The sequence below is a fragment of the Photobacterium halotolerans DSM 18316 genome (assembly GCF_000425165.1).
Taxonomy (GTDB): Bacteria; Pseudomonadota; Gammaproteobacteria; order Enterobacterales; family Vibrionaceae; genus Photobacterium; species Photobacterium halotolerans.
Genome location: NZ_AULG01000027.1, coordinates 54,107 through 75,359, shown reverse-complemented (window position 1 = coordinate 75,359; position 21,253 = coordinate 54,107). Strand labels below are relative to the sequence as shown.

The following is a 21,253-nucleotide window of genomic DNA, read 5'->3' as shown; positions in this document are numbered from 1 at the left end:
TAGCGGGCTTTATAACCAGCGGGATATTTTCAACCAGAATTTGCTTGGCGACCATAGCGTTGCGGACCCACCTGATCCCATGCCGAACTCAGACGTGAAACGCAGCAGCGCCGATGGTAGTGTGGGGTCTCCCCATGTGAGAGTAGGACATCGCCAGGCTTTCATTGCCCATCTTGGGTGATAGCTCGCATATTTTGATACTTGCGATGCTCATGTGCTAATGCACACTGCGCTTCTCAGTTCAAAATCTGCATCGCATCACGCAAGATGACCGAAACAAAGCAGTAAGCGTAAGATTTTGTTGGGCAGAAAAATTGAGTGGAGCGGTAGTTCAGTTGGTTAGAATACCGGCCTGTCACGCCGGGGGTCGCGGGTTCGAGTCCCGTCCGCTCCGCCACTTCTTAGAGAAACCCAGTCAGTAATGGCTGGGTTTTTTGCTATCTGGCGTTTGCAATATCTCCGACTGCTCGCCATATAAACCAACCGTCTTAAAGATCTGCTCTAATACCATTCTGGAAAATTAACTGGTCAGGTCAATCCATTGCCGCGAGCACATTTTTTTGACTCGCTGAGTGCATTGCAGAAATTGGTTCCATGCCGCGCAAACCTTATCAACAATATCGTCATAATCTCTGAAACTTTGATTGGCTAAACAGCGTTGTCTTAACCAACTCCATACCTGCTCTATCGGGTTAAGCTCAGGAGAATAGGGAGGCAGTTTGATGATGCTGATATTCTCAAATGGATTCGCGATGTCATCAGTATGCCATCCCGCACCATCCATGATCACGACGGCATGTCGGTCTTTTTCTGTCACGCTTGAGATTTGCCTGAGGTGTTCGATCATGATTTCTTTATTGACCTAAGGAACAACAATCGCTTCACCGATTCCTCGGCTTGGGCAAACGGAGCCAAACAAGTAGGCGTAATCGAACTGTTGTTGCCGAACCGCTCTGGGCCGTGTTCCACGCGGTGCCCAAAGCCGTGTCGTCGTGTTCTGCTGGCCAAATCTGGCTTCATCCTGGAACCAGACATCCACCTGTTCAAGGCTGATATGGCCCGGGATGTTACGGATCGTTTCCAGTAGGACGTTTTTTAAAAGCTTCTTGCGTTGCTTGGCATTGTTTAGGGTGTTTTGAGCGGGATGTTATCCATGAAAATCCCATATGATCGAGCAAATAGTAAATGGAATCAGGGTGATAGTGTTTATCAAACTGCTGGACAATATATGCATGGATATCGGCACCCGTGAGTCTGCCGCCTTGCGGGTTATGAGCTTTATCTTCGAGATATTGGCGGAGCTGTTCTTGTTGCTCTGGGGTTAAGAATGCAGGACGACCTGTTCTTGGTTTTTCCTGAAGTCCTTCGAGGCCTTCTTCGAGAAAGGTATGAACCCATTTGTTGACACTGGTTCTGCTGACTTTGAGAAACTTGGCAATTTGAGTGCGGGACTGGCCCTCTTTAAAATGGACAAGCGCGAGTAATCTCATTTTCATTTGAATGGATTTTTGCTGGCTTGCCAGCTTTTTGAAGTCAATGTTATTGAGGCTATCCATAGCGATTTGACCACCTGAAAGAGAAGCCTCAATTAGATCATATTCTTACTTAGAATGGTATTAATCCACTGCTCGTAGAAGAAGCCGTCTACTTAACTACGAGGGGGCTGGGCCAGTACCATCAGAAAGATACTCAGATTACAGTATGGTGCATCGACGCATCACTTGTAACGATGAAGTGTTTATTGAGGAGCTCAGTCAGATGAATTTTATATTCTTCATTGCGATGATTTCCAAGTAGCTGAGCAATCTCCTGGCCGACAGGAGAAAAGCGATAATATAGCAAGCTTAAGCCATTTTTTGCGGGCTGGATTTGATAATCATGCCCCTGATAATGAAAAGGCAGCGGTGTGCCATTCTGGAGTTTGCCTGACTCCAATTCAGTGTTTAATATCAGCCCCAGGCCCATCAGTTCCAGCAAATGTGAATACGGTAATTGGTAGTGTCCCAGATTGAGCCTGTCGATGGATGGTTGCTTTAGAAGGAAACCGGAACGATATTTGAGTCCGGTTAGCAGCTTTTTGCTGCTATCTTGGCCGAAATGGCAGGCTAACAAGCAAGCTCGCCGAAATAATTGAGCATCACGTTGCGTCATCTGCTGGAAGGTTATCATCGCTTTTAGTGAAATAGATCCTGGGGTAATAATCTCTTGACGAAGGATACGGCTCCATAGCTTTTGCATTGAGGGGCTGTAAATATCCTGGGCTATGGTAATGAAATGATGGATCCAGTCAGGATCAGGTTCTCCTGCAGTTTCATCTGAGCAACTGTCATAACAAAGTTTGAAGATACGCTCTAAATTCTGCTGTTGGCGTTGTCGTATATTTTGTTGGCGATTTTCACTGCGTTCCTGCAGGGTTTTATCGTGATCTTCGTCGATTTGAGCATTTACGTCGTTATGACGGGCAATGGATTGAACCCGAAAGCGGCTACTTTTTATTGCATTCTTTGAATGATTTTTCTTATCCGTTACCGGCACTACATGACTTGGCTCATTACTGGCCTGACTTTCGGTTTGCATACAAGTTTCACTCTCAACAGTTATACCTATAGTTTTTACATTTGATCGTTATCTTTGGCAAGAGGCGTGACTTTTGTGTTAATAGATGGTTAAATTTATGGGTCGCCCGGTGTGATGAAGCTGTGCTATCAAGGAGGGGCTGATGACGAAAAAATTCAGTAAGCGATTAACAGAGGTGTTATTACTGCTTGGGTATGTCGTGATTTTGGCTTACCTTGCTGCGCATGTGTAAGATAAGCCAAAAGGCAGTAAGACTATTTATCCGGCATCATCGTATTCTTCAATCAGTGAGCCGTGGAGCAGGTAACCGGCATCAGCAAGCTCGTGCTCTATGGCTTGTACATTTAACTTTCCTACAACATATACAACATCCCAGAGTTGCTGAACGGGAGCGCCTTTAGGAAACTTCACATAGATGATTTGGTTCGGCGGTGGAGGCGGTACGTGGATGCAGGCACCAAAATAAGGTACGAGTAAAAATTCGGTAATGGTGTTTTCATCACCTTCCAGGGGGATGACAAAACCAGGAATTTTTACCAGGCTTCCGTCCAGTTCAGTTCGAACTGTTCCTATATGTTGCTGAATAGCCGTTTGATCACCTTCATGATTAGCAACAGGCATGCCTTGCTGATTAAACAGGTTCCTTTCTTTCTCGGGAATTAAATCTAACCAATCCAGCGTGAGTGGTTCCTGGGCTGCCACTGTCAGAGGGAACCAGCAGCATAAAGCAAGCAACCAGTATTTCATGTGATCTCCTTAAATACGAATGGTCATGCCATCGGCTAATGAAAAATGATATGCGCGAAGGGCCGGAATCAGACTGGTGAACATGCCTGCCGATAAAATAAAGCCCATCAGAATCCACTCGTAAATACTCGGTGGGCTGAAAGGTAAAAAGAGGCCAAAGGTTTCAAGCAACCAGCCATGGCAGAGCCACAGGCCGCTATACAGTAACCCCATTCCGGCAGTGATCCCTGTTAATGTCAGTACCGTTGCTTCCAGAAAGAGTAGTCCTGCGATCCAGCCCGGTCTTGCTCCTGTCGCACGTAAAATAGCCATTTCGCGTCGTCTTTCATTCAGGCTGGTCAGCAGGCTGGATAACATGCCGAGTAACCCGGCTATGACGACGAACACAGAAACAACCATCAGTGCCTGTTCGGCAATAGCCATCATTCCCCACAGTTCGTGAAGGGCGACTCCTGGCATAATGGCGCTTAAGGGCTCATCTGGGAAATTATTGATGAAACGCTGCAGTGCGAAAGTATGAATTTTCGAGTTGAGTCCCACCAGAACGGCAGTGATTTGTTTCGGTTCGAAATGTTGTTGATCCAGCACTTCGACTTGGGAGGCATTCGTCAGGCGGGTCCCGGACTCCCATCCCACATGAATGGCTTCTATGGCACCTAGCGACACATGCACACTGCGATCGACCGGGGTGCCGGTTGGCGCCAGTATACCGCTCACCACGAACGGCAGGTTATCGTGTCGAGTAAAGGCTTTATCACTGATCCCATGTGCAATGATTATCTTGTCACCGAGTTGGTAACCCAGTTTTCGCGCAACCTCAGCCCCGATCACTGTCTCAAACAGGCCGTGGAACATTTCACCTTGACTAAAAGACAGTGGCTGCTTGCTGCCATACCGATAATGGCGGAAATAGTCTTGATTGGTGCCGATAACACGAAAGCCTTGATGGGAGTCACCCAGTGAAATGGGGATTGTCCATTTCACATTTTTCTGTTCGCTTAGCGTCTGGTAGGTTTTCCAGTCAATATTGTTGGTGGCATTACCAATTCGAAAAATGGAATAGAGCAGCAGATTGACCTGCCCTGAGCGTGCACCAACAATCAGGTCTGTGTCTGAAATGGTTTGTGCAAAACTGGCTTTGGTCTGAGTGCGGACTTTCTCTACACCGAGCAGCAAGGTGGTGGAAATGGCGACGGTGAGAACAGTCAGTAATGCTGTGGCTCTGCGATTAAGCAGGCTTTGCCATGCAAGGAGTACCATGGTTTTCAAGATCTGTCCTCCGGCTTGTGCCTATTCATATCGGTGAGATCCAGCACGCGGTCAAAACCTGTCGTCAGTGTCGGATCGTGACTGACAAACAGCAGACTGGTATTGGCTTGTCGGCACTCTTCCATGAGTAGGCGGATAAAGTGGTTACGGTTCTCATGATCCAGGGCCGATGTCGGTTCATCCGCAATAAGCAGGGCCGGCCTGCCAATCAAAGCACGGGCGGCGGCAACACGTTGTTGCTGCCCGATACTGAGCTGTGTGACAGGACGGGCCAGACACTCGGCGGGTAATTGCAGTGCTTGCAGCAAACGGCGTGCTTCCTGCGCCGGGTGCTTAGTCGCCTGCCTGCGTCGTGCTGAAAAATGACAGGGCAGCAATACATTGTCCAGGACGGATAAATAGGGAAGCAGATTAAACTGCTGGAATATATAGCCAATATGATCAGCGCGTTGACGATCCCTTTTTGAAGAAGACAGCTCGCTGAAAGGCTGATCCAGCAAGTGAATGGTACCTTGCTGTGGCTTGTGTATCCCCGCCATGACACTGAGCAGCGTGGACTTCCCGCTGCCACTGGGTCCTTTCAGAAAGACTTTCTCCCCTTTAGCCAGAGAAAAAGCGGGAATGTTAAGGATATCGGTGTCCTGCTCTGGCCAGCGAAAACGTATTTTTTCCAAAGACATGACAGTCATGATTGTCTCCGATGCAAGGGAGCCAGCTGACCCCCTTGCGGTAAACTGACTTAAAAACGAAATAGAGGTTGAGCAGCCTTCAGGGTTGCGGCTGTTTGCCCCTTATCGCTGATTGCCTGAACCTGAATATTTTCAGTGGCGGGAAAATATGAGAACCAGTTCAGTGTCAGCTGTCCTAGTTGTTGTATCTGCTCGCAGCGATAAACAGACTGGACACTGAATTCGGCGTGGCCATGATGGTCCTCATGCTCATGCTCATGCTCATGCTCATGCTCATGCTCGTCATGATCTTCATGTTCATCATCAGAATGTGACGGCAATGTGTGTGTGACATGATTGTCTTGCAGTGAACATCTGGCCTCCGCCGGCAGAGAAAACAGTGAGGCGGCTTGGTTGAGTTGCTGCAACGCGGTGTTCAGGGCTTGTTGTTCAGCTTCTGTCTTGGGCGCATGTTCAAAACCAAGAACATCAGATGCCGGTGCCGTGATTTCCAGCAAGAGATCATTCCCATCCTGAGCAATGTTCAGTTCAACCTGGCCGTGCACATGTGCTTCATGCTGAGTGTTGGCCCAGGAAGGCGAAGAGCAGATAGCCGTGGACGCCAGCAGCCAGGAAGCGGCACGTAATTTATGAGTATGCATGTAAAACTCCAATCAATAATAAGAAGAAATGTTGAGGGCTAAATGGCCGGATTATTGGAGGTTGACGGGGGATCTCTGGCTGTCGGAGACAGGTTCAGCCAGTCGGCATACCCGAGGTTAATCATGCTGTACTGTATGTGGTTCGCGGAATCGGGCAGTAAGGTATGAGTGGCTGTCGGTAGTCCTGCGGGCAATGCATGACAGTATGGGCATGAATGTTCTGAGTGGGCAGCAGGATTCAGTGCGCTGAGATCGTGCAGGATCTGGATGGGGCTGGCCAGAATGAACAAGCCGAAGACCAATGCCAACATGCCGTTATGCCATGACTTATCGACCCGGATATGCACTTCCCTGCTCCTGCCATACGTAAAAGAGGGTGTAATGATATATTATTACACCCTCGCTCGGAAGGCAGATTACAGCAAAGACTGAATTTTTGACATTGCCTGATCAATGTCACTGCGGCTTAACTCGCCTTCTTTCACAAACACCACTTTACCTGTCGGATCCAGCACGATAATGGCAGAGCTTTCCTCTTTCAGCTCCCAGCGTGAACGAACCTGACCTTTGGCATCAAGGACAATAGATGACCAGGCAAATTCTTTTTTGCTGTCTTCTGCTGAGGATTTAACAAAGCCGCCGGTACCCCAAATCGCATCATCCTGATTGATGATGGTGGTGGTCTGGTACTTATCATGCGGCAGATTGGCGGACTTGATGGTTTCAATAAAAGGGGCATTGAGCTCTTTGGCTGAGCTTCGTCCGGCAATGGCTTGAATCACCCTGACTTTACCGCTCAGCTGGCTGGTTTGCCAAGGCTGATAGACAACATCGTCGCCTTGCAGGATCAGCTCTCCTTCATCAGCAACGCTGGTGCTGGGTAAAGGCTGACCGACTGTCAGATTATGGGCATGAGCCGGTAAAGTGAGTGCGGGTAACAATGCGCAAAGTGATAGCAGTGACTTCATGTTCATGAATGTTATTCCTTGTTTATGGTTGTGCTGCCTTATAGTAGTTGAGTTTTTAATAACTGGTAGAACCAGTTTGTTATCCTTGAAGCGTATCACTGTTTTCGCCTTTCTGTTGCCAGAAATGTGAGGAGTGAAATGCCTCTCTGGCAAAGAAACTGGGCAAGTTGAAGCGTCGTGTCCTAAAGTTGGGCGTGGCTGTTGTGCAGTATTAAGAATAAAAAATACAACTGGCAGGCGTTTTGCATATTTTTGACACAAACGAGGCAACTTTTTTGTCTATTAAGGGTCACAGGTTCTGTGTGTTGAGGGATATTATGCTGAAAATATTTAAACAATATCGTCCAAACCAGATTGCACGTTATGTGAAAAGTTACTTTCGGGGCCGGTTGTTCATCGTGGGTATCGGGGCTTTCGAGTTTGACTGCGGACGGTTACTCCCTCCTGCCAGTCGTAATAAAAAAGCATTGAGCGTGTTGTCGGAAGTGAACAAAGAAATTCAGGTGCTGGCTGCCGCCAGTTATAGCAGCTAGCGCCAGGACAGGCCTGACGCTGGCTGAGAGATTTACTGGGGAGGCATGCAAACGCCGGTTCCGCCCAGGCCACAGTAGCCCTGCGGATTTTTCTCCAGATACTGCTGGTGGTAATCTTCCGCATAGTAAAAAGCCGGTGCTGGTAAGATTTCAGTGGTGATAGCGGCAACGCGCTGCTCTGCCTGCAGTGCCGACTGGTATCTTTCCTTGCTGCTTGCTGCCTGAGCCTGTTGCTTCTGGCTGGTGGTGTAGATGACAGAGCGATACTGGGTACCAATGTCATTACCCTGACGCATGCCCTGTGTTGGGTCATGACTTTCCCAAAACTGAGCAAGCAGTTTGTCCAGCGTGGTTTGTGCCGGATCGAAAATCACGCGAACCACTTCCGTATGACCCGTCTGTCCGGTACAGACTTCCTGGTAGGTCGGATTAGGGGTGAAGCCGCCACTGTAGCCAACCGCCGTGTTGATGACGCCTGGCTGTTTCCAGAACAGGCGCTCCGCCCCCCAGAAACATCCCATACCCAGCACGATTTCTTCCATACCTTCAGGTACAGCAGCATCTATACGGGTGCCAAAAATGGCGTGAGTTTCAGAGGGGATCACTGGCGTTGAACGGCCTGGCAGGGCTGCTTCCGGAGAGATTATCTGCTGTTTATCCATCACACTGTTTTCCTAATTGCACTGTTAATAAGCCAGAAAGTAGAGGATTCACGGCTGACAATCAATAGGTGTGTAATCCTGCTTATACGCAGACCGGCTTTAACGCGATGATTTTCTTTAGTGCGTTAAAGGTTGGCACTTCGCTCAGGTCTTGTCACAATAAAGTATGCGCGTAATCTAATAACATTCTAATAAGTGAAGACAAATAAGAATGATAACCTTGTTTCGGCGCTGTTTGTTAGCAGCCGTCGCTTTAGTGGTAACCATGCCAGCTTTGGCAGAGACAGAACTTAACATTGTCGGGCTGAAAGGCAGCCTGAAGAAAAATGTGGATATTTATATTGCTGCCATCCCGAAGGAAGATTACAGCACGTCTTTGCGGTTCAAAGGCCAGGTTGAAAAAGAAATCCGTACCGCGCTCAAAGCCCTGGGGCGCTACCAGCCTGATATCGTTTTTAATGTTGAAGAAGACGGCGAAGACAGCACCCTGACGATTACGGTTGATGCCGGCCCGAGTACCAAGATTGCCAGAAGTGATATTCAGATCAAGGGCGAAGCCGCTGATGATCTGGACTTCTTTGTTCTTAAACGCGACAGCGATTTAGAACTGGGCAGAACCCTTAATCACGGCAAGTACGATGCATTCAAATCCAGCCTGGAAAGTCTGGCGCTGCGCAAAGGCTATTTCGACGCCGAGCTGAAAACCAGCCGGCTGGAAGTGGCGCCAGGCCGTAATCAGGCTTTTATTCATATCGAATTCGATTCCGGCAAACGCTACAAGTACGGTGATATTCTCATCACCGGCAGCCAGATCAATGAAGCAAAAGTCCGTTCGCTAGCCCCGTTTGATGAAGGTGATTATTATCTGGTCTCGCAAGTGGGGGAGTTTAATCAGCGTCTGTCGAGCGTGGGCTGGTTCTCTTCCATTTTCGTTGGCGGGGATGTGAGCGATCTGGAGGGAGATGTGGTGCCTATTCAGGTCAACCTCAGGCCGGAAGTGAGAAATAAAATCGAGACTGGTATCGGCTATTCGACCGATGTCGGTACGCGATTGAAATTCAACTGGCGTAAACCCTGGATAAACAGTGAAGGCCACAGCCTGGATGTCCGCACCGAGATCTCTAAGGTGCAGCCGAAAGTTGAAGCGACGTATAAAATTCCGCTCGAGAATGTGCTGGATGATTACTACCAGCTAATCGGGGCGATTCGCTACGTGGACAACCACGACACTATCAGTACCGAGTACCATCTTGGCGTTGAACGTCACTGGAACTTTGATCAGGTCTGGGACGGGGTGGCTTCTGTGCGCCTGCTGTATGAGGACTACAATCAGGGTGCCTTTGAAACAGGCTCCGCCTTTATGGTGATTCCCGGGGTCAGTATTGACCGCACACGGCTTCGCGGTGGCAGCTGGCCAACCTGGGGAGACAAGCAACTGCTGAAACTGGAATATTCCGATCCCGCTCTGGGTTCTGATACCCGTCTGGCAAAACTGCGCGGACGCAGTGCCTGGATTCGCACCTTTGCTGACGATCACCGGGGGCTGGCTCGCCTGGACGCCGGAGCTATCTGGGCGGAAAAGATAGAAGACATCCCGCCCTCCATGCGTTTTTTCATTGGCGGGGACAGCAGCTTGCGTGGTTACAGCTACGAGTCCATTTCCCCTCGTGACAGCGAAGGCCAGCAGGTTGGTGGTGAGTTTATGCTGGCGTCCACGCTGGAATACCAGTACCGGCTGACAGGCAACTGGTGGGGAGCCCTGTTCTACGATTACGGCTCGTCCTGGACAGACACCCCGGACTGGCAGGCAGGGGCGGGTGTGGGCATACGCTGGGCGTCGCCGGTTGGCCCGATACGGCTCGACTTCGCCTGGGGGCTGGATAAGCCTGATGATCGTTTCCAAATACACTTCGTGCTGGGGCCTGAATTATGATCTGGTTGAAGAGATTGACTATTGGCCTGCTGACGTTCGTATTGCTGTTAACCCTGGCACTTTGGGCCTTGTTATATACCCATGCCGGCGTCAGTATCGCCTTATGGGGGGCTCAGAAAGCCGTACCCGCATTATCAGTGCAAAGTAGCACCGGTGCCCTGCTGAAAGGATTCACACTCAGTGGCGTCCGTTACAAAGACGATTTGCTGGAACTTAACAGTGACAGCCTCACCCTGGCTATCAATGATGATTGTCTGCCGATCCCGGCGCTTTGCGTGCGAGAGCTGAGCCTGAGTGGTTTGACGTTCTCCATGCCCGATTTACCGCCGGGCGCACCGGAGGAAGAAGAGCCGGGTGAGCCACTGACAGAAATCGTGCTGCCTGTCCCGGTCCGGCTGGATCGTTTGACGCTGAATGACATCGACCTGAATATTCTGGGTAATAAAGTTCGCTGGCAGCGTTTCAGTTCAGCCGCCCAGATGCAGGGCAGCCACTTGACCCTGAAACCTACCGACTGGGAAGGCATAGTGCTGAACCTGGCGCCGCCGGCTGAGAAAGAGATTCAGAAACAGACTGAAGAGCAGGCAGAAGACGTTGCTGAGGCTTATAGCCAGGAAAAGCGTGAGCGCATAGTGCTGCCTGAGGTGGTGCTGCCGCTGAAAGTCACTGTGGAGCGCTTTACCGTGCAAGACTTTTTGCTGGAAAGTGCCACGCCGCAGAAAGTGAATCAACTGGAGTTGATCGCAGAAGCCGAAAAAAGCACGGTGACACTGACCCGCCTGTTCGTTGATGTGCCGCAAGCCACACTGGATGCCGAAGGGAAAGTCGAGTTAAGTGGTGAGTACCCACTTACATTGAGAGCCAAATCTGATATTGCGATGGAACCGGTGCAGGGGCACCATATCAATCTGTCGGCGTCAGGGTCATTACAGCAATTGGTGCTGGATGTGGCACTCAGTGGAAAGCTGGATGCCAAGGTGACGGGGAAACTGTCTCCGCTGGATGCCGATCTGCCTTTTGACCTCAAGGTGGTGAGCAGCCACTTACAGTGGCCGCTTGATGACAAGCCTGATTTTGTTGCCAAAGAGACGGCCATCAATGCCAAAGGGAACTTAGACCGTTTTACCTTTGACGCCGCCACCAAGGCGGACGGCGAGCCGATGCCGGCCGTCGATGTCAGCCTGAAGGGAACAGGCTCTCTGGCTGATGTGGTACTGGAAAGTCTGACCGTCAATAGCCTGGGTGGTCAGGTCACGGGCAACGCTCAGGCGAGCTGGGCTAAAACCGTGAGCTGGCAGGGCAACCTTGCCTTTAGCGATATTCAGCCTGGCCTGGAATGGCCCGAAGCGGAAGGTAAGCTGAGCGGCAAGCTCAGTACCTCAGGCGGATTAACCGCGACAGGTGGCTGGTTTGTTAAATTGCCCGAACTGAATGTGGATGGGGAAGTGATCGGCCAGCCTTTCACTCTGGCAGGTCAGCTTGATGCCCAGGATGTGAGCGGCAAAGGGGATCTGGAGCTGGTGACGCAAGGTCTGGTGCTGAAGCACGGACCGAACGGGCTGAATGCAAAAGGGAGCCTGAAGCAAACTTGGGATCTGTCTGCATTGGTCAATGCGCCCGATCTTGCGCAGTCAGTGCCCGGTTTACGCGGCAGGGTAAACGGCGATTTGCGATTAAGCGGCACGCTGGCCGAGCCAACAATCGATATGAACTTAGCAGGACAGGCACTGGGCTGGCAGGATCTGGCACAGCTCAAGAGTGTGAATCTGACCGGCCGGGTGACGCCACTTCCTGCGCTGACGGCAGATATTACGCTGAGTGCCAGAGAAGGCAGCTACCAGGATGCGGCCAAACTGGAAGCCTTGGATATCACTTTCCAGGGAACCGAAGCCCGGCACACGCTGCAGGTGGATCTGAGTGGTGAGCCCGTCAGTACCGCCCTGGCGCTGCAAGGCAGCCTGGACAGACAGCTGGGGTGGCAGGGGATGCTGCAACGCGGCAACCTCGAAACCCCGGTTGGCCCGTGGCGGCTGAATCAGCCCACGGCGCTGGCATACAGTTTGAGTAAGCAGAGTGTCTCCGTCGCACCGCATTGCTGGCAGCAACAAGACGCCTCTGTGTGTCTGACTCAGCCGTTGGATGCCGGGGCGAGTGGTCAGGCGAGCCTGGCGATTAATAAACTGGGTTTTTCCATTCTGCAGCCGTTCCTGCCACCAGAGATAAAACTGGATGGTGAAGCCAATGCCACAGTCAACGCCGGCTGGTCGCCGCAACAAGCGCCTGTGTTGCAGGCTCAGGTGACCCTGCCTGCTGGCGGATTCAGACAACAGGCGGCGGCGGATCAGCCACCGCTGGCGCTTGGCTGGGATAAAATTACCCTCAACGCTGACATGCGCAATGACGTGCTTACGGCAGACTGGCTGGTGGCCGTGAAAGATAACGGGGATTTGTCAGGCAACGCCCGAATTACCCAGTTATCAGGGGAACAGCAGATAGATGCCAAAGTGAAACTGGATACGTTCCGGCTGGATTTTCTGCAACCTCTGGTCGCTGATTACGATATTTTTAAAGGCCGGGTGGACACGGAGCTGCATTTAACCGGGCCGATCATGCAGCCCCAGGTGAACGGTGTATTCAAAGTTACCGAGCTGAAAGCGATCGGCAGAAAAGTCCCGCTGGATCTTGAGCGGGGCGAGATCGTCGCCACTTTCAGTGGCTACAGCGCCATACTGCGCGGCAAGCTGGATACCCCGGATGGGCGTCTGGTGCTGCAAGGTGATGCGAACTGGGCCGATATGGCTAGCTGGAGTACCAATCTGAAGGTGAACGGGCGTGAGCTTGAAGTGAACGTACCGCCTATGATTGCCATGAAAGTGTCGCCTAACCTGAAGATCAGCGCAGCCCCTCAGGTGGCTGAAATCAGCGGCACAGTCTCAATCCCATGGGGCAGGATCACCGTAGACCGCCTGCCGGAATCTGCGGTACAGGTTTCTGATGATGAAATCCTGCTGAGCGATGATCTCAAGCCGGTGGATACCGGCAACAAGGTACCTTTTGCCATCAAAACCAATGTGATGGTGAAGATTGGCCCGGATGTGCGTTTATCGGCCTTCGGTTTGGATGCCGGGCTGTCAGGTAATCTCAAGGTCAATCAGCAGGACAAAGCCCCGTTAGTCTATGGCGAAATCCGGGTCGACGACGGAACATACCGGGCCTTTGGCCAGGAACTGGTGATTCGTAAAGGCCAGATTACCTTCAATGGGCCCGCGGATCAGCCTTATCTGTCGGTGGAAGCGATTCGGAATCCGAACAACATTGAAGACGACGTGACAGCCGGTATCCGGGTAACCGGTCCGGCCGATGAGCCCAAGGTGGACATTTTCTCTGATCCGGCCATGCCGCAACAGAATGCGCTGTCATACGTGTTACGCGGCCGGGATCTCGACAGTGAATCGCCGGAAGGGGGCGGTGCGATGACCACGGCGCTGATCAGCATGGGGCTGTCACGCAGCAGCCAGCTGGTCGGTAATGTCGGCGAGGCATTCGGGATTCAGGATCTGGCGCTGGATACGGCGGGAGCCGGCGATGACTCTCAGGTCACTATCAGTGGCTATGTCTACCCTGGGCTGCAGGTCAAATACGGCGTGGGTATTTTTAGCCCCATCGGCGAGTTTACTGTCAGGTACAAACTGTTGCAGGATTTGTATATTGAAGCAGTATCGGGTCTCGACAGTGCCGTCGATTTACTGTATCAGTTTGAGTTTAACTAATAAGGATGTTGCTAGCTGTGCACACACGGGTTTTTGTTTACGGCAGTTTGCGTCGCGGCCAGTCCAATCATGGGCTGTTGTGTCGGGCCCATTATCTGGGGGAGTGCCGGCTGGCAGGTTACGCCATGTATGATCTCGGACCTTACCCTGCCGCGATACAACAGCCAGGGTCTGAGGGCGTGCTGTTTGGTGAGGTGTATGACGTGGATGCCGACACTTTCCGTGAACTCGATATCCTGGAAGGACTGGGAGAAGAATACTGCCGCGAGCAAGTGGCGACACCTTTCGGACTGGCCTGGATCTATCTCTACCTGCAACCGCTTGACCGTGCCTTGCTGATCCCGCAGGGAGACTGGCTGAGCCGGTCTTCACTGTGATGGCTTCGCCCACAAAAAACGCTCCCTAGGGAGCGTTTTTTTACTGGATGACAATAACGCCAGATTATTTTTCCTGAGCGCGTTTGTAAGATTCCAGGATTTCAGCTTTAGCCGCTTCAACGTCAGCCCAGCCGTCTACTTTCACCCACTTGCCCGATTCCAGCTCTTTGTAGCGCTCGAAGAAATGAGTGATTTGCGCTTTCAGCAGTTCTGGCAGATCGTTCACATCTTTGATGTGATCGTATTCTTTGGTCAGCTTGCTGTGCGGTACAGCAACCACTTTCGCATCTTCACCTGACTCATCTGTCATCTTCAGAACGCCAACCGGACGACAGCGGATCACGGCACCTGGGTGCAGCGGATATGGTGTCGGAACCAGAACGTCAACCGGGTCACCGTCCAGAGACAGAGTGTGGTTTACATAACCATAGTTGCATGGGTAGAACATAGGCGCAGACATGAAACGGTCTACGAATACCGCGCCAGAGTCTTTATCGACTTCGTATTTGATTGGATCAGCGTTTGCCGGGATCTCGATGACAACGTAGATATCTTCTGGCAGTTCTTTACCTGCAGGGACGTTGTTCAGGCTCATGATGAATTCCTTTATAGTTTCAGATGATTTTGTCGCCGGGAATTATAACCAGTCGCTGTGAAAAAAACAGCTTCTAACACCAAGAGGGAGAGATGCGGGAGGCAGACGGGAAAAATGCCCGGTGCTGAGACCGGGCATAGTGACAGGATTACTCGGCGTCCGGGAAGGCTTCCAGGAAGCTTTCCACTTTGCGAACCATCTTGGTCGAACCGACAAAGAAAGGCACGCGCTGGTGCAGTTCAGTCGGTTTGATCGTCATGATGCGATTTTTACCGTCAGAGGCAATACCGCCCGCCTGCTCGATCAAAAATGCCATCGGGTTGCACTCGTATAACAGGCGCAGCTTACCGTTGGGGTGGGTCGCTGTGCTTGGATACAGGTAAATACCGCCTTTCAACAAGTTGCGGTGGAAATCGGCGACCAGAGAGCCAATATAGCGCGAGGTGTAAGGGCGGTTATCTTCCGGTACGTTTTCCTGGCAAAACTTGATGTACTTTTTCACACCTTGCGGGAAGCGGAAATAGTTACCTTCATTGATGGAGTAGATTTGGCCATCGTCCGGGATCGTCATATTTTCGTGCGACAGGCAAAATACCCCCAGTGACGGATCATAGGTGAAACCATGAACGCCATTGCCTGTGGTGTACACCAGCATGGTGGATGAACCATAAATGATGTAACCCGCCGCCACTTGTTTGTCACCAGGCTGCAGGAAATCTTCGATCTCAGCCGGGCCGCCAACCGGGGTAACACGGCGGTAAATGGAGAAAATCGTTCCGACGGAAACGTTTACGTCAATGTTCGAAGAACCATCCAGCGGGTCCATCAATACCACGTACTTTGCTTCGCGGTTCAGTTCTTTATTGAATACCACGAGTTCATCTTCTTCTTCGCTGGCCACACCGCAGACCTGACCGCGGGCTTCCAGTGCAGCTTTGAATTTTTCGTTGGCATACACATCAAGTTTCTTTTGGGCTTCACCTTGGACATTCTCGCTGCCAACGTCACCAATGATATCAACCAAGCCGGCTTTGTTGATTTCACGGTTTACGATTTTGGCCGCCAGTTTAATGGAACCCAATAGAGAAGACAGTTCACCGCTGGCATGGGGGAAGTCATGCTGATTCTCGACAATGAACTCGCCAAGGGTTCTAATATCGGACATATACAATCCTTGCATCGTGTTGTCATGGGGGGATAAATATTCGGTACAATGCCTCTTTTCGGGCAATTGAACTGTACCCTTGGCCATTGGCCAGTTATTGTTTGATGCAATTGTATCTAAAGATCTTTTTTATGGTAACGAAGTAACACTGAAGCGTGGTCGTGACCAATATTTATTTTGTGAGCTGACAGTTATGCATATCCATATTCTCGGAATCTGCGGCACTTTTATGGGCGGGGCCGCCATGCTGGCCAAGCAGCTTGGCCACAGGGTGACCGGCAGCGATGCCAATGTATATCCGCCGATGAGCACAATGCTGGAGTCGCAAGGCATTGAAATTATTCAGGGATATGATCCTTCACAGCTAGAGCCTGCCCCGGATTTGGTGGTGATTGGTAATGCCATGAGCCGGGGCAATCCATGTGTTGAGTATGTGCTGAATAAAAACCTGCGTTATACCTCCGGCCCGCAATGGTTACAGGAATTTTTGTTACATGACCGCTGGGTGTTGGCGGTGGCGGGTACCCATGGTAAGACCACGACAGCCAGTATGCTGACCTGGATCCTGGAAGACTGTGGTTACCAGCCCGGTTTTCTGGTGGGCGGCGTACTGGGAAACTTCGGTGTTTCCGCACGCTTAGGCGAGAGTTGTTTCTTTGTTGTTGAAGCGGACGAATACGACAGCGCTTTTTTCGATAAGCGTTCTAAGTTTGTTCATTATCGACCACGTACCTTGTTAATGAACAATCTGGAGTTCGATCACGCAGATATTTTTCCGGATCTGGCCGCCATTCAGCGTCAGTTTCATCATTTAATCCGCACTGTGCCGGGGGAAGGCAAGATTCTGGCCCCGCACGGCGTGCCAGCCATTGCTGAAACGCTGGCGATGGGCTGCTGGAGCGAACTGGAATACAGTGGTGAACACGGTGACTGGCAGGCGAGAAAGCATAAGCCGGATGGCAGTGAATTTGATGTGATCTTTGCCGGTAAAACCGTGGGCACTGTGCGCTGGGATCTGATAGGGGATCACAACGTCAGCAATGCCCTGATGGCGATCGCCGCCGCGCGGCATGTCGGTGTGCTGCCTGAACTGGCTTGCGAGGCGCTGGCGCGTTTTGTCAATACCAGGCGCCGGTTGGAGCTGAAAGGTGAGCAGAATGGCATTAAAGTGTATGACGATTTTGCCCATCACCCGACAGCCGTGGAACTGACTCTGGGCGGCTTGCGTGCTAAGGTGGGTGCATCGCGCATTCTGGCGGTGCTGGAGCCGCGCTCGAACACCATGAAGCTGGGGGTGCACAAAGCCGATTTGGCCCCGGCACTGGCAGCGGCGGATGAAGTTTTCCTGTTTCAGCCGGACACGATTCCCTGGTCGGTACAGGACATCGCTGATCTTTGTCCGCAGCCGTCGGTGTGTGACGCCGACCTTGATGCTTTAGTCGGACACATAGTGGCTGCCGCCCGTCCTGGCGATACTATCCTGGTGATGAGCAATGGCGGCTTCGGTGGTATTCATGACAAGCTGCTTGCCGCCCTGGCACAGGGAGATCAAGATGCAGGATAAACGTATTACCCTGGCCTGGACAGGGGCATCCGGTGCCCCGTACGGGCTGCGTTTGCTGGAGTGCCTGCTCGCGGCCGATTACCAGGTTTATCTGCTGATCTCCTCAGCAGCCAGAGTGGTGCTGGCGACCGAGCACGGCCTGAAACTGCCTGCCGGGCCCGAAGCGGCACAGGCGGCACTGGCAGAGCATCTGAATTATCAGGGCGATAAGCTGACGGTCTGCGGAAAAGAAGACTGGTTTTCTCCGGTGGCGTCCGGCTCTGCCGCGCCGAAAAAAATGGTGGTCTGCCCGTGCTCTGCGGGTACTCTGGCCTCGGTGGCTCACGGCCTGTCAGATAACTTGCTCGAACGCGCCGCGGATGTGGTGCTGAAAGAGCGCGGTCAGTTGCTGATGGTGGTCAGGGAAACCCCGTTTTCTTCCCTGCATCTGGAAAATATGCTCAAGCTCTCTAACCTGGGAGCGACCATCATGCCGGCCGCCCCCGGTTTTTATCATCAGCCGAAGTCTATCGACGATCTGGTCGATTTCATGGTGGCGCGGATACTGGATCATCTTGGCGTCGAGCAAGGACTGGTTCCGCGCTGGGGCTATGATCACCGCCCGTTCTGAATCATAACCCTTCTGGTTTGATGATCAGGATATTGCCGGGCGCATTTTCCACCACTTTGGCCGCCACTGAACCCAGTACCAGCTTATCTATCGTGGAGCGCTGGTGGCTGGGCATAATGATCAGGTCCGCTTTCACCTGGCGGGCATGATCAACGATGGTGGACCAGACTTTCCCCTCTGATACGGTTTCAATATGGCGGACATCGGCGGGAATATGCTGCTCGGCAAACTGCTTCAGGTTTTGCTGGGTGTCCTGCAGCATTTTGCGCGCGGCATCTTTGGGGAAATAGTTGGACACCATAGCGAGATGAATGCCCGGCAGGACGTTGAGCAAGTGGATAACAGCGTCAGACTGGCGGGCATGCCAGACGGCAAGCTCAACCGCTTTGTCACCAAAGCCTTCCTCATTGAGATCGACAGGCACCAGAATGTGAGTGTACATGGCATCCTCTCTGTCAGGCAGCCACAGGCCCGCATTGGCACCTGTGGCTGAATTACTGTGCTGACTAGAGTTTAGTCCTGTTCCGTATTTTTGTGTGTTTCACCTTTGACGGCAGCATCACGTTTGGCTTTTCGGCGCTGATTCCAGCCCAGTACAGCCAGCAGCGCCAGCGTAGGTACGAATACCCACTCCTTCATTGGTCTGGCCGCTGGCAGGCTGACAGTGACAATCTCCCAGCCAAAATCAATACCTGCCTGCTCGGCCGGGCTGCCAAACTCGACCAGTTCAACGATCATTTTCTCGCCTTCCTGTTTGAGCATCAGGCCGGTTGAGGCAATTCTTTCATTCGGATCAACGGCCTGCTTATCAAACGGCAGCAGCACGTGCTTGGTCACTTCATCGCCCAGCATGTCCATGCCTGTCGCCTGCACTTCCAGCGGTTCACCAATGACCAGTTTATCGGCGGCATCGACAATCAGGGTGCCCGGCATGTCGTACTTGGGCGGATAGACCATGTCCCACCAGAAGCCGGGGCGGAACAGTGAGAAAGTGATCAGCAGTAGCAAAACGCTTTCCCACCATTTGACTTTGGTGAACCACCATCCCTGGGTTGCCGAAGAGAAGGTCAGCATGGCAATGACAGCAGACACCACGGTCAGGAACAGATGCCACCAGGTATCAATGTCCATCAGCAAGAGCTGGGTATTGAAAATGAACATAAAGGGCAGGATGGCGGTGCGGATATCATAGGTGAAACCCTGAATACCGGTACGGATAGGATCGCTTTTCGCAATCGCGGCGGCCGCAAACGCAGCCAGGCCGACCGGCGGGGTATCATCGGCCAGAATACCGAAATAGAACACGAACAGATGCACGGCCAGCAGCGGAATGATCAGGCCGTTTTCAGCCCCCAGGGTGACAATCACCGGTGCCATCAGGGTCGACACCACTATGTAGTTCGCCGTGGTGGGCAGCCCCATACCGAGGATCAGGCTGATCACGGCGGTAAACAGCAGCATCAGTATGATATTGCCGCCAGAGATGAACTCGACGAAGTCGGTCATCACCAGCCCGACGCCCGTCAGCGTCACCACGCCCACGATAATACCGGCTGCGGCAGTGGCAACACCGATACCTATCATATTGCGCCCGCCGGTGACCAGACTTTCCAGCAGATCGTGCCAGCCTTGTTTACCTGCCTCTGTCAGCGTCTGCTCTTTGGTAAAGATGGCCATGAGCGGACGCTGGGTCAGCAGAATGAAAATCATAAACACCGTTGCCCAGAATGCTGACAGGCCCGGCGAGAAACGCTCAACGGTCAGACACCAGACCAGCACAACGATGGGCAGCAGGAAGTACAAACCGGATTTTACGGTCGGGCCGGGATCCGGCACTTCGGTCAGCTCCTGATCCGGATCTTCCAGCAGATGATCCTGATAGTTGGCCGCCAGACGAACCAGAGCGACATACGCGATCAGGATCGCAACCGCTATGATAGGCGTGGCGGCGGCGCCAAACACGTCTTTGGTCCAGCCGATGCCGTAATAGACTATGGCACTGAGCACCATCAGGCCGACTATGGTACCAACAAACGAGGTCAGCTTTTGCGCCAGGGTAGGCTGATAATGGCGGGGCAGGCCTGTCATACCGGCTTTACAGGCTTCCAAATGGACAATGTAAAGCAGGGCAATGTAGGAGATCAGGGCCGGCAGTATGGCCGCTTTGATAACCTCGACATAAGAGACACCGACATATTCCACCATCAAAAATGCCGCCGCGCCCATGATGGGCGGTGTGAGCTGGCCGTTGGTCGAGGCAGCAACCTCAACCGCCCCGGCTTTGTAGCCAGGGAAGCCCACCCGTTTCATCAGCGGGATAGTAAAGGTCCCCGTCGTCACCACGTTGGCAATGGACGAACCGGATACCAGGCCGGACAAACCGGATGCGACCACGGCCGCTTTTGCCGGACCGCCGCGCATATGGCCAAGTAACGAAAAGGCAACTTTAATGAAATAAGCGCCTGCACCCGCCCGTTCGAGCATCGAGCCAAACAGCACAAACAGGAAAACAAAGGCAGTAGAGACCCCCAGTGCCACCCCGAATACACCTTCAGTAGTCAGCCATAAGTGTGACATCGCTTTGTTGAGGCTGGCACCTTTGTGCGCAATCACATCCGGCATGTAAGGGCCGGCAAAGGTGTACAGCAGGAAAACAGAGGCGACCACCATGAGCGGAGGGCCCAGTGCACGTCGCGTGGCCTCAAGGAGCAACAGCATCCCTATTACCGAAGTGACGACATCCAGCGTGGTTGGTGCGCCGGAACGCCCTGATAAAACTTCGTAAAACAGATAGATATAGGCGGCAGAAAAGCTGGCCAGCAGCGCCAGGATCCAATCTTGCAGTGGAATGTGATCCCTGGGTGATCCCTTCAGGGCAGGGAAGGCCGTATAAGCCAGAAAAATGGCAAATGCTAAATGGATAGAACGCGCTTCGGTATCGTTGAAGATGCCTATATCAAAAATAAAAGGGAGCGGAGAGGCATACCAAAGCTGGAACAATGACCAGCAAAGGGCGACGACCCACAGAATTTGTCCCTGTAGCCCCCTGGGGCTGCGTGCGCCGGTATCCGCCTGTGCCACCATGTTCTGGACATCGTCATGGTTGGTTTTTGTCATGCTACTTCCTTATTTCAGGAGCGATCCGTTATTAAC

Annotated in this window: 18 protein-coding genes, 1 tRNA gene, 1 rRNA gene and 1 pseudogene; 8 read left to right on the top strand and 13 right to left on the bottom strand. The window is 52.2% G+C overall.

The window, feature by feature from the left end; translation table 11 throughout:
• Positions 1 to 43 precede the first annotated feature (43 nt).
• Both rrf and H511_RS0107960 read left to right on the top strand, forming a co-directional pair.
• Positions 44 to 159, top strand: a 5S ribosomal RNA gene (gene rrf, locus H511_RS0107965).
• 161 nt (positions 160 to 320) lie between these two features.
• Positions 321 to 397, top strand: a tRNA-Asp gene (locus H511_RS0107960).
• Between the two features lie 123 nt (positions 398 to 520).
• Here H511_RS0107960 and H511_RS24335 read toward each other — a convergent pair.
• From H511_RS24335 to H511_RS0107910, 8 genes and pseudogenes are all read right to left on the bottom strand, one after another.
• Positions 521 to 1,556, bottom strand: a pseudogene (locus H511_RS24335) (IS630 family transposase).
• A gap of 133 nt (positions 1,557 to 1,689) precedes the next feature.
• Complete coding sequence (locus H511_RS0107945; protein ID WP_036759167.1) at positions 1,690 to 2,577, bottom strand: TIGR03899 family protein; 888 nt, start codon at positions 2,575 to 2,577, stop codon at positions 1,690 to 1,692.
• Between the two features lie 258 nt (positions 2,578 to 2,835).
• Entirely contained in the window at positions 2,836 to 3,324 is a 489-nt protein-coding gene (locus tag H511_RS0107935) for a DUF3299 domain-containing protein (protein WP_027251834.1), read from the bottom strand.
• Positions 3,325 to 3,333: 9 nt separating this feature from the next.
• Positions 3,334 to 4,584, bottom strand: coding sequence for an ABC transporter permease (locus H511_RS0107930; RefSeq protein WP_036759180.1), 1,251 nt, complete (start codon positions 4,582 to 4,584; stop codon positions 3,334 to 3,336).
• A 5-nt stretch (positions 4,585 to 4,589) separates the two neighbouring features.
• Positions 4,590 to 5,282, bottom strand: coding sequence for an ABC transporter ATP-binding protein (locus H511_RS0107925; RefSeq protein ID WP_027251832.1), 693 nt, complete (start codon positions 5,280 to 5,282; stop codon positions 4,590 to 4,592).
• A 50-nt stretch (positions 5,283 to 5,332) separates the two neighbouring features.
• Positions 5,333 to 5,923, bottom strand: a complete 591-nt coding sequence (gene zrgA, locus H511_RS0107920; protein ID WP_027251831.1) for a zinc uptake protein ZrgA — start codon at positions 5,921 to 5,923, stop codon at positions 5,333 to 5,335.
• Positions 5,924 to 5,961: 38 nt separating this feature from the next.
• The gene (locus tag H511_RS0107915) at positions 5,962 to 6,270 is read right to left on the bottom strand and encodes a hypothetical protein (protein WP_027251830.1); all 309 of its coding nucleotides are present in this window, start codon (positions 6,268 to 6,270) and stop codon (positions 5,962 to 5,964) included.
• A gap of 69 nt (positions 6,271 to 6,339) precedes the next feature.
• On the bottom strand, positions 6,340 to 6,897 hold the full coding sequence (locus tag H511_RS0107910; protein WP_155804829.1) for a YtfJ family protein: 558 nt from the start codon (positions 6,895 to 6,897) through the stop codon (positions 6,340 to 6,342).
• A 311-nt stretch (positions 6,898 to 7,208) separates the two neighbouring features.
• Here H511_RS0107910 and H511_RS0107905 point away from each other — a divergent pair, with 311 nt between their 5' ends.
• Positions 7,209 to 7,424 (top strand): DUF1107 domain-containing protein, encoded by a 216-nt coding sequence (locus H511_RS0107905; protein WP_027251828.1) that lies wholly within the window; start codon positions 7,209 to 7,211, stop codon positions 7,422 to 7,424.
• Between the two features lie 32 nt (positions 7,425 to 7,456).
• Here H511_RS0107905 and msrA read toward each other — a convergent pair whose 3' ends face one another.
• On the bottom strand, positions 7,457 to 8,089 hold the full coding sequence (msrA, locus tag H511_RS0107900; RefSeq protein WP_027251827.1) for a peptide-methionine (S)-S-oxide reductase MsrA: 633 nt from the start codon (positions 8,087 to 8,089) through the stop codon (positions 7,457 to 7,459).
• Between the two features lie 208 nt (positions 8,090 to 8,297).
• On the opposite strand from msrA, the gene tamA reads away from it, so the two are divergent.
• From tamA to H511_RS0107885, 3 genes are read left to right on the top strand one after another with little or no spacing between them, the layout of a single operon-like run.
• The gene (gene tamA / locus H511_RS0107895) at positions 8,298 to 10,019 is read left to right on the top strand and encodes an autotransporter assembly complex protein TamA (RefSeq protein WP_027251826.1); all 1,722 of its coding nucleotides are present in this window, start codon (positions 8,298 to 8,300) and stop codon (positions 10,017 to 10,019) included.
• The gene (gene tamB / locus H511_RS0107890) at positions 10,016 to 13,789 is read left to right on the top strand and encodes an autotransporter assembly complex protein TamB (RefSeq protein ID WP_027251825.1); all 3,774 of its coding nucleotides are present in this window, start codon (positions 10,016 to 10,018) and stop codon (positions 13,787 to 13,789) included. The genes tamA and tamB overlap by 4 nt, the downstream gene beginning before the upstream one ends.
• 17 nt (positions 13,790 to 13,806) lie before the next feature.
• The gene (locus H511_RS0107885; RefSeq protein ID WP_155804828.1) at positions 13,807 to 14,166 is read left to right on the top strand and encodes a gamma-glutamylcyclotransferase family protein; all 360 of its coding nucleotides are present in this window, start codon (positions 13,807 to 13,809) and stop codon (positions 14,164 to 14,166) included.
• A gap of 64 nt (positions 14,167 to 14,230) precedes the next feature.
• Here H511_RS0107885 and ppa read toward each other — a convergent pair whose 3' ends face one another.
• Positions 14,231 to 14,761, bottom strand: coding sequence for an inorganic diphosphatase (gene ppa / locus H511_RS0107880; RefSeq protein WP_027251823.1), 531 nt, complete (start codon positions 14,759 to 14,761; stop codon positions 14,231 to 14,233).
• 148 nt (positions 14,762 to 14,909) lie between these two features.
• The gene (fbp, locus tag H511_RS0107875; protein ID WP_027251822.1) at positions 14,910 to 15,926 is read right to left on the bottom strand and encodes a class 1 fructose-bisphosphatase; all 1,017 of its coding nucleotides are present in this window, start codon (positions 15,924 to 15,926) and stop codon (positions 14,910 to 14,912) included.
• 193 nt (positions 15,927 to 16,119) lie between these two features.
• Between fbp and mpl the strand changes: the two genes are divergently transcribed.
• Both mpl and H511_RS0107865 read left to right on the top strand, forming a co-directional pair.
• Positions 16,120 to 17,490 carry a UDP-N-acetylmuramate:L-alanyl-gamma-D-glutamyl-meso-diaminopimelate ligase gene (gene mpl / locus H511_RS0107870; protein WP_027251821.1) on the top strand — a complete coding sequence of 457 codons (1,371 nt, stop codon included), beginning with the start codon at positions 16,120 to 16,122 and terminating at the stop codon, positions 17,488 to 17,490.
• A complete protein-coding gene (locus tag H511_RS0107865; RefSeq protein WP_027251820.1) occupies positions 17,480 to 18,100 on the top strand; it encodes a flavin prenyltransferase UbiX in 621 nt (206 codons plus the stop codon). The genes mpl and H511_RS0107865 overlap by 11 nt, the downstream gene beginning before the upstream one ends.
• 1 nt (position 18,101) lies before the next feature.
• On the opposite strand, the gene H511_RS0107860 is transcribed toward H511_RS0107865, so the two are convergent.
• Both H511_RS0107860 and H511_RS22845 read right to left on the bottom strand, forming a co-directional pair.
• Complete coding sequence (locus H511_RS0107860; RefSeq protein ID WP_027251819.1) at positions 18,102 to 18,542, bottom strand: universal stress protein; 441 nt, start codon at positions 18,540 to 18,542, stop codon at positions 18,102 to 18,104.
• Positions 18,543 to 18,613: 71 nt separating this feature from the next.
• Positions 18,614 to 21,217, bottom strand: coding sequence for a TRAP transporter permease (locus H511_RS22845; protein WP_051287989.1), 2,604 nt, complete (start codon positions 21,215 to 21,217; stop codon positions 18,614 to 18,616).
• Positions 21,218 to 21,253: the final 36 nt, after the last annotated feature.